The sequence below is a fragment of the Capnocytophaga endodontalis genome, from assembly GCF_002209445.1.
GTDB lineage: Bacteria > Bacteroidota > Bacteroidia > Flavobacteriales > Flavobacteriaceae > Capnocytophaga > Capnocytophaga periodontitidis.
This window is the reverse complement of record NZ_CP022022.1, coordinates 843,311-858,059: the sequence shown is the minus strand read 5'-3', so window position 1 is coordinate 858,059 and position 14,749 is coordinate 843,311. Positions and strand designations below refer to the sequence as shown.

Below are 14,749 nucleotides of genomic sequence, written 5' to 3'. Positions count from 1 at the left end.
AATCTTAGGCACTACCGATAATATTGAAGCTCACCACATAATTCCTTGGCAAATATGTGAAGATAATGAGATTATAAGAATAGCTGCTTTAGATGGTTTTCATCCTAATATGTTACAGAATGGTATAGGGTTGGAAAAATATACTAAACTCATTGGAAAAGGTATACACGGAAACCATCCTGCTTATGATAAATATGTAAAAACGCAATTAGATAGATTTAATAAAATAGGTTTAACTCCTGAACAAGCTAATAAGTTTTTACAAGAAGAATTGATTCCTGATTTAAAAAAGAGAATTATAGAAGCCAAAAATTCAGGAATGAACTTAAATGAGTATTTTAAAAATATAAACAAAAAAATAGGTATTAAGTAATGTATTTTAATTTAGGAACATCAGAAAACCTATATACCATAGGTTCTTATCCACAAATTTCACAAACTGAGAATAACATTTTTAACTCTCCTTTTTCTACACAAAGAATTAATTATGGGAACATTCCTAATGAAATTCCTTATTTAGAGTTGGAGTTTTATAAGAATGCTAAAATTACAGATATGTTGAGCAGTACAACACCTTATTTTGGTCTAATTATTAATGTAAAGTTAAAAAATCTTTTAGAACAGTTTAATATCCCTAAATATAAATTTTATCCAATAGTTTTATTTCGTAATAAAATTAATGTAAAAGACTATTATTGGTTCAATTTCTATGATGATATTTTCCAATATATAGATATGAAAAAATCCAAATTCATACTAAAATGGAGAGATATTATCCAAGAATTCTGTTTTACATCAAAGGAATTTTACTTAAGTAAAGAACAAGAAACCTTTGGAGATTTTGAAAAAAATCTTATCATTAAAGAAGTTTACCTATTAAATTCTTTTCCAAAATATGATATATTTCATTTTGAGGGAAGAAATATTATATCCGAAAAACTATTGAATGCTTTTCAAGAAAACAATATAACAGGCTATGAAGTATCAGAATATGATATTCTGAAAACGGAATAAGTGCTTTTTGTGATAAAATTAGTATAACTATCAGAAAAATGTCCCTCCGTCTTCTCATATTAATTCTCTATTCATTACTTGGTTTTACAGTTTTAAGCTAAAAAACGGGAAGAGATGTGATGGTGCAGAAGATGATTGTAAAATAATCACTGTTGCCCAAAGCGGTAAATTAGGTTAATTTTAAAGGTGCTGAATGGATTGTTATAGGTGGAGAATGAAAAAGGATAGGCTACATCCATTTGCCAATTGTTAAAAAAAGTAAATCCTGCTCCTATAGATAAAAACTTTCGGTCACCCTTGTTTTTATGTTGATAGAAGAATCCTGAGCGCAAGAAAAATGATTGGTTATACTTGTATTCCAAACCTACCGCCCAATTAATCTCGTGAAACTCTTCACGGAAACCATTAGGAGCATCGTAGAAAGAGGTTATTAAGGCTTCTATAATATCTTTGTCGGGGACGCCTTGCTCATTAGGGGTAGGCACAAGGTATTTCTGTGCTTCTATAGAAAGCTCCCATTCATTATAACTATCGGTTTGCAATAAAAAACCTGCTCCTAATTTCAGTTGGGTGGGAAGATAGAAAGACCTGCCCAAGTCGTCATATTTTACCTTTGTCCCCACATTAGAAAGTTGAAATCCCCAAGTGTATCGATATAACAAACTACTGATAAAGTGATCTTGCGAATAGAAATAGCCTGCTATATCAAAAGCCAATGCTCGGGCAGTGCTCTTCCCTTGTGAAGGAACAGATAGTTGCGAACTTAAAAAACGTGAACTAACTCCCATCGCAAACGACTGACTTAATTGCAAACTATAAGAACCCTCCAATGAAAACTCTGTAGGTTTGAAAGTCCCTAAAATATAGGTTTGTTGCCCTATGTCTTGGGTTAAGTTCACATCACCGATACTGAAATATGAGAAATTTGCCCCGAAAGCATCGCGTATTCTCTTTTTGTAAAAAGTAATCCCTCCTAAAAATACATCGCGCACAGCTCTATGAGTGAAGGGCATATAATTAATGGCTACTGCTGAAGAAGTAGGTAGAAAGATATATTTGGAAGCATTCACCCTTTGAGAAAAAATGTCAGGAGAGGAAGCTACCCCCACTTCTCCTTTCCCTGCTGAAATAGCATCAGAGTTAAGCAGCAAAAATGGAAAAGCCGTAGAAATAGATTTTTCTTCTTGACAAAAAAGAGGTGTTTTCATAAATAAAAAAACACAAAGAAAACACAATAATTGAGTACAGTTCATTTTATAGTATTTTTGCAAAAATACATCAAATAGTTGAATTACACAATTTTTCAAAAAAAGTAAACATTTCTTAGGTTTATTGAGTTAGAAATACTACTTTTGTAGCCATTATATAAAATATAATACAATGCGCTTAGTCTTAAAAATAGCAGTTTGTTTAGCACTATGGTTTTGCTTTGCTTGTGAGCAAGAGCAAAATATGCCTATTGAGGGTGATTTTAGCATTGCAATGGTAGATGATAATTACAATGCCCCAGTACAAGTACACATCATAAACAAAATTACAGGTGCCGATACTTTTCAGTGGGAATTTCCTAATGGCAGTTATACTTCTTCTAATGCTTTTTATCCTGAGGATATTCGCTATATTGAAGCAGGGACTTATACTATTACAGCACATACCACCAATTTGGATGGTGAAGCGCGCACTTTCCAAAAATCATTTACAGTTTACCCTGAATTATCAGCTTTGTTTAGTTTTACTCAACAAGGGAGCGATATAGCACCTCTTACACTTAGTATTAATAACCAAAGTAAGGGAGCTACTACTTATCAATGGTCGTTTGAAGGAGGAACTCCTGCTCATAGTTCGGAAGAAAATCCTACTGTAACTTTTGAAAGAGAAGGGACATTTAAATTAAGACTGGAAGCGAGCAATCACTCTCAGCGTCAGGTAATGGAGAAAGCAGTAGTAGTGCGTGCTCCTTTATCTGTTGCTTTTGAAATAACCAATGAATACCCTCATAATACACAAGCTCCTGTACGTATATTTTTGAAAAACCAATCGGTAAATGCCTCCGCTTATCGCTGGAAAGTGAGTAGCGAGAATTTTCAGCAAGAAAGCACCAATGAAAATCCTTCTTTTATACTTCCTACAGCAGGAACATATCAAATAGAGCTTACTGCTAACAACGACAAGCAAACTTTATCAGAGAAAAAAAACTTTATAGTAACAGTTGGTGATAACCTCATTACTTTTACTGATATAAAATTAGGTATCAATACTAGTAAAGAAATTGGTTGCTATTTTTCTTCTTTTTTAGGAAAAGTATTAAAACCTAACGAAGTAACCACAGAAAATGGTAAACTTATTGATTTTGTGTATTTTGGGCAAAGTGCATCTTTTTCTCATAACGTATTCTTATCACCTGATGAAGCTCAAACAGCTGTTTTTGACCCTATCCCTAATGCTACAAAAAGTTACTTTATCAACAAACAAGAGAATAATAGATGGGTAACCTTCTTCTCAGAAAACAATTTCAACACTCTTTCTTCAGGAGCTACACTATCTCCCTTATCCATAAAATACAAAAGCAACAAAGCTCCTTTCAATAAGGAAAAAGCAAACAGAATTGTACTCTTTGAGACAGCTAACGGACGAAAAGGAGCTATTAAGATTAAGGAATATATAAGCAATGGCACAGAATCTTATATAGTTGTTGATATTAAAATGCAAAAAAATCATTAATCAATGGCGCGAACTTACCTACTTGTACTCTTTACTTTATTTTCTCTACCAATTTTAGCTCAGCAGGTAGATTTAGAAAATATAGATACTCAGCTAAAAGAAAAATTCAAGAAGAAACCGTTTTCTATCTTGGGGAGTGCCTCAGTAAGTGGCGTGTATAACGAAGCTTCTGACAGCCCCTCTAGTGAGCCTTTCTTGTATTTTTTCAATGGTAATATCACTTTGGGCTTTTATGATTGGACAATGCCTATCAATTATCGATACACTAATCAAGGAGATGCTTTAGACTACCAAATTCCCTTTAAATTTAATCGCCTAAGTCTGCACCCTAAATACAAATGGATTTTAGCCCATATAGGCGATGTGAGTATGAGCTTTTCTCCTTATACATTCAACGGTTTACAATTCACAGGAGGAGGTTTAGAGCTCACCCCTGAAAAATATCCTTTAAGAGCTTCGTTTATGGGAGGTAGACTTGCCAAAGCAACTGAATATGACGGTCGTCCTCAAACCATACCTACCTATGAGCGTTGGGGTTACGGCACGAAGCTCTCCTATAAAAAAGAAGATTTAGAAATAGGCGGAATTCTTTTCTTTGCTAACGATAAAGCTAATTCTCTATCGGTACCTATTCCCGATGAGAAGAAAATATATCCACTATCCAACCAAGTGTATTCAGGATTTGCTAAATACAAACCTCTGCATTTTGTAGAAGTGTTTGGTGAATATGCTTTAAGTCTTTTGGGCAATACTCAAAGCCAAAAGCAGGATTTTACAGCTTACAATGCAGGTATTAACTTTATTTTCACGAAGGCGAGTGTAGGGGTGCGTTACGAGAAAGTAGACCCCGATTACAAGACCTTAGGGGCTTACTATTTTGTAAACGATATGGAAAATATCACCCTAAATAGTTCTCTAAATCTTTTTAAAGGTAATGTATCAATAGCTACTAGCATAGGACGACAACACGACAATTTAAACCAACAAAAACCTAAACAGTCCAACCAGTGGGTAGGATCAGCCAATGTAAATGCTAAGGTTACACCTAAACTATCTCTTTCAGGAAGTTATAGTAACTTTACGATGTTTACTAATAAACTTATCAATCCTTTTGATAGAATCAACAATCCACAACTCTATGAACATCCTCAAGACTCTATCAACTACCGACAAGTATCACAAAACACAAATGCCAATATAGCTTATGCTATAAATGAAAAACAGAATATAACTCTTTCATATTCTTTTAACGATGTGGTGAACAAACAAAATGATATAGTACGCAGAGGAGGTATTTCGCGTTTTCACAATGCAGGAGCTGCCTATATGGTACAATTTCCTGAAAGTAAACTCAGTTTATCACCTTCCTTCAACTACTCATATAGTATTGTAGCGAGAGAAAAAACAGAAGTGATGGGACCTTCTCTTACAGTAGGTAAAACATTTTTTGAAGATAAACTCAACACAACGCTCTTAGGGAACTATAGTATTTCACAATCGGCTACCTCTAAAGGTAGTACAGCTAATGTACAGCTAAATTTAAACTTTCTCCCTTGGAAAAACCACCAGTTTACCTTAAGTGCTTTACAGTCTTTTCGCAACGCTGAAAGTGATACTCAAAACACTTCGGCACAAAGTACTAATGTGAGTGTAGGTTATACTTACCATTTTGAAAAGGTAGAATTGCCTTTCCCATCGTTTAAATTTAAGAAAAAGGAGAAAACTCCTAAAGAGAAAAAGCCTCGTAAGGAGAAAAAGCAAAAGGTTGAAAAAGCAGAAGACCTTGAGAGAGCTAAGGATACTATTCCATTACAAGAGGAGAAAGTAATGCCAGAAGTTTTTACAACGGCAGAAGAACCTATTGAACAAGCAACTAAAACTACTGAAGAAATGGTAGTTATAAAAGATATACCTGAACTTTCAAACATCACTGATTTGAGTTTTATGGGAGAACTCAACACTCAAATTACAGAAGTGCACCATCAGTTGCAGGTAAGTGGAAAAAAAGATAGAAAACGTTTGTTACAAGAACAAAAACTACTTATAGAAAAAGCTAAAAAACAACAGCAAGATTATCGAGGCTTTGTTTTCCGTTGTTTGAAAAATATATATCAACAAGCAGTAGAAAGTGACTCAAAAATAAAAGGAAATATACTTTCTTGGAAACAGACTTATGATAGTAATCCTACAAACGAAAATAAAGAAAGTTTAGAAAATGCTGAAAAAGCTTATCAGGCTCATCTTTGGATGCTTAATGAGTTGAAAGATATGACTATGGAAAAACTTATAAGAGAAGAGGGGCTTCTCAGCGATTTTGCTAAACAACATAAAAAAGAAATTTATGAAGCTCTCGCTAAGAAAATTTCTCCTCAACAGAAGATAAATATCATTTCAGAATCGTTGATAGACTTTTACCACAAAGCCTATCTCAATTCAGAGTGGTAATAAGTTATCCTAATTCATATTTTTTATACTTACATTGATATTTTTATTCATTGTAAGTAGATTGGGGGTCTGTTTTTTGAAAATGTTAAAGATATTTTTGTTGTTTGACTTTAGGTAAGGGATAGTTTTTTAAGAGTTTGCTTTTTCTTTAATCAATTATTATCTTTCTATTCTGACAGAAACTTTCTTTAATTTTTCTCAATACACTTTTTTTATCTGCTCTTGTTCTGAACCTTGTTGTAACATAGAATAAGTGTTTGAGTATCTTTTCCTGCCAACTCAAACTGATTAACAGTTTTATCGGAAATATACTCGCTTTGTATAAGTTCATAAAGTGTAGACATAAAAAAATACGCTCTAAGGCGTATTTTAATTAGGTTTCCCCTTTGGGGTGGAATATGGGGCTCGAACCCACGACCTTCGGAACCACAATCCGACGCTCTAACCAACTGAGCTAAAACCACCATCTTTATTTTTTCGGGGGCAAAATTAATACCTTTTTTTGAAACTACCAAACTTTTTACTAAACTTTTTTAGATAAGAAGTAAAAGATAAGAGGTAAGAAAGTGTATTCTCTTAATTATCAATCGTTAATTGTTAATTGTGATAAGAGTGGGGCTTGTTCATCTTTTGTTGATAGGATAATGTCTTTCTCGGGCAATAGCCAATCTATGGCTATAGTAGGGTCGTTCCAACGCACACTTCCCTCGCTGTGAGGGGCGTAGTACTTGTCGCATTTATACTGAAAAATAGCTTCTTCACTGAGCACTGCAAAACCGTGAGCAAAGCCTTGTGGAATAAAAAACTGTCGTTTGTTTTCCTCGCTAAGCACTACCGATTCGTATTGCCCAAAGGTGGGTGAACCTTTGCGTAAATCAACCGCAACGTCTAACACTTTGCCTTTCACAACTCGTACTAATTTAGATTGTGCGAAAGGGGGCTTTTGGAAGTGCAAGCCGCGCAATACACCATAACTTGATTTTGATTCGTTGTCCTGCACAAATGTGATGGGGGCTACTTGCTCGTTGAAGCGTTGTTGTGAAAACGACTCGAAAAAATAGCCTCTGCCGTCAAAAAATACTTGTGGTTCTATAATCACGACACCTTCTAATTTAGTTTTGATTACTTTCATCGGTGGGGGTTGTTTGTTCGTCGGTGGTTTCAGGCACTTCTTCTATTACTTTTTTAGATTTTTTAGAGGGTCTACCTACATTTCTATTGGTTTTAAGAGCATTGATGCGTTCGGTGATAAGGTCGGCGGTGATGAAATCTATACTGGGTTCGGTATACGATTTTTGATAGGTTTTCAATGCTTTTTTGTAATCTTCGGTTTTTTCGTAGTATTCGGCTAAGAAGAAGTTAGGCATTGCGGTTTTTACATAGCCATTTGTTTCTACATATTTTGCTAATTTTCTAAGCGACTCCCAATCGGCAGCGGATTTGATAGCGGTATAGGTTGCCATTACATCGTTGAGCAGGGGTTTCTTTTTGAGTCCGATACATTGTTCGATAGTGTTGTACTTGTTTTCTAAATATTCAAAAATATTATTGCTCAAGGTTTCCATTTGAGTTTTGTACTCCTTGCCTCCTATGGGTTTATAGATGTCGAAACACTCGTCGAGAGCTTGGGCAATTCCTTGTAATTTGGCGGAGTTGACGGAGCTTCCTTTCATATCGGCAAAGCGGTAGAGTACCGATTCGTGGATAGGCATAGAGCGCAATCCTTTTTCAAAATTAATTGTTTTGTCGTAGCTGAGTTTATTTTCTACATCGGCGGTTGCCATATAGTAATACAAGCGGTGTTGTTCTTTTGAGGCACCTGTTGCCAAAGCGGCTGCAAACTCGGGTGCCATACGTGGGATTACTGTGGGGTTTAAACTTACGTACATACTGAAGGGCGATTTGGGGTTGAGCAGGTAGTAATTGATTAAAAAACCGGCTTCTTCCGATGCGATAATTCCTTTGAAGCTTGCAATGGGGTATTTGCCTTGTATATAGGGTACTAATTCGGTGGAAATAAAATCGAAAAAGCGTGCGGACTCATTCATAGGGCGACCTACTTCATCGATAATGGCTACTTCTTCTAACTTTTCATCGTATACGCCTACTACTATACATTTGGGCATTTCTTCAAATTGTTCGTAGTAGCGCACGGCGGTTACCACGGGCTCCATTAGGGTGTTGGCGTTGAGGACTACTATCAGTGGATAGACTTTTTTATCGGTGTAACCAGTGGGCTTATAGAGTCCTATTTTCTGGCGTTTGCCGGTTTTGCCTGAAGTGAATGTTTCGTTGCTGATTTGTGCAAAAATACTTTGTGCCATTAATAAGGCAATGAGGAGTGTACATAATTTCTTCATCTGCATAGATTTGTTACTTTTTGTTTGAGCGTACAAAATAACTAAAAAAGGCTTATATAAAAAAGTTATCCACTGCATTTTAACGAAACTTTAACGGTAGGAGGATAATTAGCAAATTTGCTAATTGAAAAATTTGCTAATTATACTGATACTTGTGCTTTGATGGCGGGATAGGGGTCGTAGCCTTCTAAACGGAAATCCTCGTAGTCGAAAGCAAAGAGGTCTTTTACCGCTGGATTGAGGTGCATAGTAGGCAATTTACGTGGGGTATGGCTGAGCTGTAGGGCTACTTGTTCGCGGTGGTTGTTGTAGATGTGTACATCGCCGAAAGTGTGCACAAAATCACCTACTTGCAAATCGCATACTTGGGCGAGCATCATTGTGAGCAGGGCATAAGAGGCAATGTTGAAGGGTACTCCTAAAAACACATCGGCGCTGCGTTGATACAATTGGCAGGAGAGCTTGCCATCGGCAACATAGAACTGAAATAAGGCGTGGCAAGGGGGCAAGGCGGCTTTGCCGTTGGCTACATTCTCGGCAAACGATTTTCCTGTATCGGGTAATACCGAAGGATTCCAAGCTGATACAATAATGCGACGACTTTCGGGGTTGTGTTTGAGGGTTTCGACGACGGTTTTTATCTGGTCGATAGCTTCTCCATTCCAGTTGCGCCACTGTGCGCCATACACGGGGCCGAGGTCGCCGTTCTCATCCGCCCACTCGTTCCAGATACGCACGCCGTGATCGGTGAGATATTTGATATTGGTATCGCCTTTTAAGAACCACAAGAGTTCGTAAATCACTGATTTTAGATGTATTTTTTTAGTAGTTACCAAAGGGAATCCTTGACTGAGGTCAAAGCGCATTTGGTAACCGAACACGCTGGTAGTACCGGTACCAGTGCGATCGTCTTTAGAATAGCCATTTTCAAGGATATGGCGCAAGAGGTCGTGATATACTTTCATTTGCCGATTGAATAGCCTCACCCCCGTTCCCCCTCTCCTTGGGAGAGGGGGCAAGCCGCAAAAGTGAGTGTTTATAAGATAAAATATTTTATAATTTGTTGATTAGTAGATTAGCCGATTAGCAGGGCGCAAAGGTAAGGATAATTTGTTGATTTGAAGCGAGTCGCACGGGCTTATTTTTGGCAACTTGTTAATTCCTTTGATTTTCAGTGGTTAAAGAAGATTTTCATCGATTTATTTAAAAAAAACTTCTAAAAAATTTGCAGATTACAAAAATAGCAGTACCTTTGCACCGCAAATGAGAAATCGCTGGTCTATGGTGTAATGGTAACACAGCAGATTTTGGTTCTGTTATTCTAGGTTCGAGTCCTAGTAGACCAACGAAAGAGGCTTCCGAGAGGAGGCCTTTTTTATTTTATAAAAACGGTGAAAACAAGCGCACTACCCGCTCTATCATTTGCTTAAACTCACTCCGCTTTTGCCACTGTTCTAACTGCAACAAACGCGCATTTTTTAAATCGTTATAGAAAATTCTCTGCAAATCGCTGGCGACTGTTTTGTTGTACACGAGGGCATTTACTTCAAAATTGAGGTCGAAACTGCGCGCATCGAGGTTGGCTGTACCTACCGATGCTACTTCGCCGTCTATCACAAAAGTTTTAGCGTGTACAAATCCTTTTTCATAAAGATAAATTTCTACTCCTGCCTTGAGCAATTCTTCAAAAAATGACTCACTGGCGATATGTACAAATACCGAATCGCCTTTTTGGGGTACTAATAATTTCACTTTTATTCCGCTAAGTGCGGCAATGATAAGCGACTCTTGCAAGGAGGTATCGGGGATGTAATAAGGGGTGGTAATTAGGATTTCGCGTTTAGCTGCATAGATGAGCTGCACGGTAGCGTAGAGGATATTTGGGAGGTCGGAATCGGCACCACTGGCGACGATTTGTGTGAAATAATCGGTGGGATGGGGCTCTATACCTATTGGGAAATAAGGAGCGTTGATAGCTACATTTTCACCGCTACAGAAATTCCAATCCTGCAAGAATACTGCTTGTAACACGTGAGCCGAATAGCCTTTTACTTTTAGATGAGTATCGCGCCAATAGCGCTCGTTAGCTTCGGTATTGTTGTACTTATCACTGATGTTGATTCCTCCTATAAAAGCGGTATAGCCATCTACCACTACTATTTTGCGGTGATTGCGGTAGTTCATACGATTGGCGAGTTTTACAAAGTTGATTTTGTAAAACGGAAAAGCAGGGACTCCATTTTCGCGTAGCTCACGCGCAATGTTTCGGCGTATGCCTTGACTGCCAAAATCGTCGTAAATGAAACGTACTTCTACCCCCTCACGCGCTTTTTCTATTAGAATATCTTTAATAGCATTGCCTATGTGGTCGTTCTCGTAGATGTAATACTCTATGTGGATATGATGTTGAGCACTTCGCAAACTCTCAAGCAATTCAGGAAAGAGGTTTTCGCCATTGCATATTACTTTTACTTCTTCATTAGGAATCAATAAAAGGCGTTCCTCTATATTCGACAGAAATCGCAAACTCTTTTCATAAGATGCTGTAACCGAATTGCCTAAGGATTTTAAATGCGCTTGTATACGCGGGTAAATCTGTTCTAATTGTCGGCGGAAAGCTTGGTCTACAGTCAGTTTTTTGTGGTATATTTTATGCCGACGGTAGTTGATACCAAATGAAAAGTAGAAGATTGCCCCTGCAATGGGCACAAAGATAACTAAGAGCAAATAAGCTAAAGCTTTACTCACCGAGCGTGTGTCCCAAATAATTCGCAAGCACACAGCTATAACAAATAGTATGTAGAGTATTTCGTAGAGGAGAATCAGTTTCATTTATCCATATAATTGGTAACTTGTACTGAGTTGCCGTTTTGGTATTTTACTTCTTTAGCGACCTGACCTTGCTCGTTGTAGTATTTCCAAACGCCTTCTCTCTGTCCGCGAGCGTATTGTCCTTCTATAGAAAGTATTCCTGAGGGATAATACTCTTTGTAAGCGCCCTCTTCCCTACCCTTGTCGTAATGAGCTTCTTTAGTTAACACACCATCGGTGGTGTATGATTTCCAAGTTCCATCGGGATAGCCTTTTAGGTAAGCTCCTTCTACTAATAGGCGTCCGCGTTCGTCGTAAGAAGCGTATTTGCCGTGTTGTTCGTTGTTTTGGTAATAACTTTCGGTTTTTAGTTTTCCGTTAGGGTAATATGTTTTTTTCATTGTAGGGAAATCGTTGTCGTAAGTACCTTCCTCAGTGAGTATTCCATCGCTGTTGTAGAGTTGGTAATCACCTTGGTATTTTTCCCCTTTGTAATGCACTATTTTACTAAGTCGACCGGTTTCGTAATATTCTTTGCGTACTGAAGTGCCATTGGCTTTGTACTCTCTTTCTTCACGGAGGGTGCCGTCGCTCAATTTGGAGAGCCATTTGCCTGTAGGTTCACCGTTTTTGTAGTATTCTACATCGGTTTGTACAAGTCCGCTACGGCGGCGAGTGACAGCCGACCACTGTTTACCGTCCTTTTTGCCCATTTTGTAGTGTTCTTCTTTGGTGAGTTTGCCGTTCTCATCGTATTCTTTCCAATCGCCGTCGGGTTTGCCGTCCTTGTAGTTTCTATCGACTACTAATTTGCCATCGGAATATTCGCGGAATTTGCCGTCGAGCTCGCCGTTCTTGTAGTTATATTCGCGGTACATTTCGCCTGAGTAAGGAGCGTATTGCCTGTAAGGACCGTGGAAGATGCCTTTTTCAAAAGTAGCTTCGGTTTTTAGTTTGCCATAACGGTTGTAGAATTTCACCAATCCGTTGGCAATTCCATCAACGAAGGTAACCTCGTAGTATTCTCCTTGGTTGTTGCCTATTTTGTAGGCGCCGTTCAAGCGAGTGTTGTTGCTTTTGAGGAAATGGATACTCTCATTGCCGAATTTTTTTTCGTCTATCTCACTCTCGGTGAGGAGTTGCTGTGCGTACTGTTGTAGTGAAAGCAGTGATAAGACTGTAAAGATTAAATACTTCATATTGTTAATTGTTATTACGGTGAGATTTTGAGAGCCTCTGAATGTCTTGGGGATCCTCTGAAAAACTCTGAAATTTTTAGAGACTTTGTCGTTCTTAGAGACTTTGTCAAAGTTTTTGGGACTTTGACAAAGTCTGCGATTGTTAATTGAACAGAAATGCCATTGCAAAACCTATAACAATCACGCCTAACTTTCTATAATTAAATTGGTGATTTTCGGAGGTTTCAAACAGTATTACTGACGAGATATGCAAGAATATCCCCACGACTACGGCGCTCATCAGGTTGTGATAGGGCAATAAGGCGGGTACATAGTTTGCTAAAAAAGCGCCCAGCGGGGTCATTAGCGAAAAGACAAACAGAAAAGCAAGCGTGCGTTTGAGTCCGATGCCGGAATCTAAGAAAAAGATTGTCAGCACCATAGCAATGGGCAAATGGTGGATGAAAATGCCGTACACCATATTGCTGTGCTCGTGTAATGGGAAGCCTTCAAGCACTGAGTGGATACTCAAACTGATGAATAGCCCCCACGGGAAATGGGTTTGTAATCCTTTGGCGGGTGAATGAAAATGACCGTGTTCGGCGCCGTGCGAAAAGAACTCTAACACGATTTGCAGGAGTATGCCCACAGCGATCCAGAGTCCGATGGTTTTATCGCCAAAATCACTGTGTTCTTCGTGAGCGTGTAGTGCCTCGTGATATACTTCGGGGAGAAGGTGAAAAATGGTCATCCCCATTAAAAAAGCGCCACTGAATGCCAATAACAGCTTAAGCCTGCTTTTATGTGTGGGTTTGAGCCACAACACAAGGCAAGCCCCTATCACGATTGAAAGGAAAGGAAGGAGGTAATTTTTCATTGAGTTACTGCTAATGATTGAATTGCTTGGATAAGCGCATCTACTTGTGCATCGGTAGTAGCCCACGAGCTAATGAGGCGAATGGCGGTGTGGGTTTCATCTACTTTTTGCCACTGGTAGAAATCAAACTGCTCTGCCAATGCGGCAATTTGGTTGTGAGTGAGTATCGGGAATAACTGATTTGTACAAGTATTTGAAAGCAAGGTATAACCATTGACTACAAACGCTTCTTTGATGCGTTTCATCTGCTGGTTAGCGTGCAATGCCAAAGCATCGTACAATCCGTTTTCAAACAAGGTGAGAAATTGCAAGCCAAGCAAACGACCTTTGGCAAGTAGCGCTCCTTGTTGTTTGAGGTAATACTCAAAACCATCGGCGAGGGCTGGATTGTTGATTACAATGGCTTCGCCTAACAGTCCGCCGTTTTTGGTAGCACCTATATAAAACACATCGGTATAAGGGGCTAAATCTTTCCATTGTATATCGTTGTCTTCTGCATTTAATGCAGATCCTAATCGCGCGCCGTCCATAAACAGCAGGAGGTTATGCGCTTGGCAACACTCGTAAATGGCTTTGAGCTCTGCCAAAGTATAGATGGTTCCTATCTCGGTGGCGTTCGTAATATACACGAGTCGTGGTTGTACTTGGTGTGGATAATTTGTATAGCGGGTGGCAAAATCGGCAATGCTCTCAGGAGTGATTTTACCGTTTGTTGCTGGGGCTAAGTGTATTTTGTGACCTACTGCTTCTATAGCTCCGGTTTCATTATCGGCGATATGCCCTGTTTCGGGGGCTATCACGCTTTGGTAGGTGCGCAACAAAGTGCCTATTACCAGCATATTAGCTTGTGTACCACCACTTACAAAAAATATTTGCGCCTGAGGGTTTTCTATCTTCTTTCTGATGAGTTCTTTGGCAGCTGCCGAATAATTATCGTAGCCATATCCTGCTTGTTGTACAGTGTTTGTGTGTACGAGGGCTTCTAAAATTGCGGGGTGAGCGCCTTCGGCATAATCGTTTTTAAATGATATTTTCATTTTTAGTATTAGTTAATGTGAGTTCGACGTAAGTAATTACTTAACAATCAGTAAAATATTTTTAATCTCCCACGAATTTCACGAATTTTCACGAATTTGGGAGTGTATAAAAGTCTTTATTTTTTATTATCTCACGAATTTTCACCTGACGGTGAATTATTTTGTGAATATATTATGATATAAAGCTGTAAATCAATGTTCTGTTATATCGAACTGACGTTAGTTAGAATGAGGGGGCAAAGATACGAATAATTTCGATTTAGTGCGAGCCGCACGGGTAGGAAATTTTGCGATTTTTCAATTTGT

At 38.3% G+C, this 14,749-nt stretch carries 13 protein-coding genes and 2 tRNA genes; 5 read left to right on the top strand and 10 right to left on the bottom strand.

Annotated elements, in window-relative coordinates:
* The first annotated feature begins 1 nt into the window (after position 1).
* The gene (locus CBG49_RS04085; RefSeq protein ID WP_088593491.1) at positions 2–373 is read left to right on the top strand and encodes an AHH domain-containing protein; all 372 of its coding nucleotides are present in this window, start codon (positions 2–4) and stop codon (positions 371–373) included.
* Positions 373–1,014, top strand: a complete 642-nt coding sequence (locus CBG49_RS04080; RefSeq protein WP_167372068.1) for a hypothetical protein — start codon at positions 373–375, stop codon at positions 1,012–1,014. The genes CBG49_RS04085 and CBG49_RS04080 overlap by 1 nt, the downstream gene beginning before the upstream one ends.
* 146 nt (positions 1,015–1,160) lie before the next feature.
* On the opposite strand, the gene porV is transcribed toward CBG49_RS04080, so the two are convergent.
* Positions 1,161–2,222: a type IX secretion system outer membrane channel protein PorV gene (gene porV, locus CBG49_RS04075; RefSeq protein ID WP_227002948.1), complete on the bottom strand. Its 1,062-nt coding sequence runs from the start codon at positions 2,220–2,222 to the stop codon at positions 1,161–1,163.
* A 172-nt stretch (positions 2,223–2,394) separates the two neighbouring features.
* Between porV and CBG49_RS04070 the strand changes: the two genes are divergently transcribed.
* Entirely contained in the window at positions 2,395–3,735 is a 1,341-nt protein-coding gene (locus CBG49_RS04070) for a PKD domain-containing protein (RefSeq protein ID WP_088593489.1), read from the top strand.
* 3 nt (positions 3,736–3,738) lie between these two features.
* Positions 3,739–6,180, top strand: a complete 2,442-nt coding sequence (locus tag CBG49_RS04065; protein ID WP_088593488.1) for a TonB-dependent receptor — start codon at positions 3,739–3,741, stop codon at positions 6,178–6,180.
* Between the two features lie 212 nt (positions 6,181–6,392).
* On the opposite strand, the gene CBG49_RS16270 is transcribed toward CBG49_RS04065, so the two are convergent.
* The 5 genes from CBG49_RS16270 to CBG49_RS04045 all read right to left on the bottom strand — a co-directional run bounded on the left by CBG49_RS16270 (position 6,393) and on the right by CBG49_RS04045 (position 9,505).
* Entirely contained in the window at positions 6,393–6,524 is a 132-nt protein-coding gene (locus tag CBG49_RS16270) for a hypothetical protein (protein ID WP_257789601.1), read from the bottom strand.
* 43 nt (positions 6,525–6,567) lie between these two features.
* Positions 6,568–6,644: transfer RNA gene (locus CBG49_RS04060), tRNA-His, on the bottom strand.
* Between the two features lie 119 nt (positions 6,645–6,763).
* Entirely contained in the window at positions 6,764–7,312 is a 549-nt protein-coding gene (gene rfbC / locus CBG49_RS04055) for a dTDP-4-dehydrorhamnose 3,5-epimerase (protein WP_088593487.1), read from the bottom strand.
* Positions 7,293–8,540, bottom strand: coding sequence for an alpha/beta hydrolase (locus CBG49_RS04050; protein ID WP_088595254.1), 1,248 nt, complete (start codon positions 8,538–8,540; stop codon positions 7,293–7,295). The genes rfbC and CBG49_RS04050 overlap by 20 nt, the downstream gene beginning before the upstream one ends.
* 140 nt (positions 8,541–8,680) lie before the next feature.
* Entirely contained in the window at positions 8,681–9,505 is an 825-nt protein-coding gene (locus tag CBG49_RS04045) for a thymidylate synthase (RefSeq protein ID WP_088593486.1), read from the bottom strand.
* Between the two features lie 310 nt (positions 9,506–9,815).
* On the opposite strand from CBG49_RS04045, the gene CBG49_RS04040 reads away from it, so the two are divergent.
* A tRNA-Gln gene (locus tag CBG49_RS04040) sits at positions 9,816–9,886 on the top strand.
* Positions 9,887–9,920: 34 nt separating this feature from the next.
* Here CBG49_RS04040 and cls read toward each other — a convergent pair.
* The 4 genes from cls to CBG49_RS04020 all read right to left on the bottom strand — a co-directional run bounded on the left by cls (position 9,921) and on the right by CBG49_RS04020 (position 14,443).
* Positions 9,921–11,372, bottom strand: a complete 1,452-nt coding sequence (gene cls, locus CBG49_RS04035) for a cardiolipin synthase (RefSeq protein WP_088593485.1) — start codon at positions 11,370–11,372, stop codon at positions 9,921–9,923.
* Entirely contained in the window at positions 11,369–12,550 is a 1,182-nt protein-coding gene (locus tag CBG49_RS04030; RefSeq protein ID WP_088593484.1) for a toxin-antitoxin system YwqK family antitoxin, read from the bottom strand. Before CBG49_RS04030 ends, cls begins: the two co-directional genes overlap by 4 nt.
* A gap of 142 nt (positions 12,551–12,692) precedes the next feature.
* A complete protein-coding gene (locus CBG49_RS04025; RefSeq protein ID WP_088593483.1) occupies positions 12,693–13,406 on the bottom strand; it encodes a ZIP family metal transporter in 714 nt (237 codons plus the stop codon).
* The gene (locus tag CBG49_RS04020; protein WP_088593482.1) at positions 13,403–14,443 is read right to left on the bottom strand and encodes a threonine aldolase family protein; all 1,041 of its coding nucleotides are present in this window, start codon (positions 14,441–14,443) and stop codon (positions 13,403–13,405) included. The genes CBG49_RS04025 and CBG49_RS04020 overlap by 4 nt, the downstream gene beginning before the upstream one ends.
* Between the last annotated feature and the right edge of the window lie 306 nt (positions 14,444–14,749).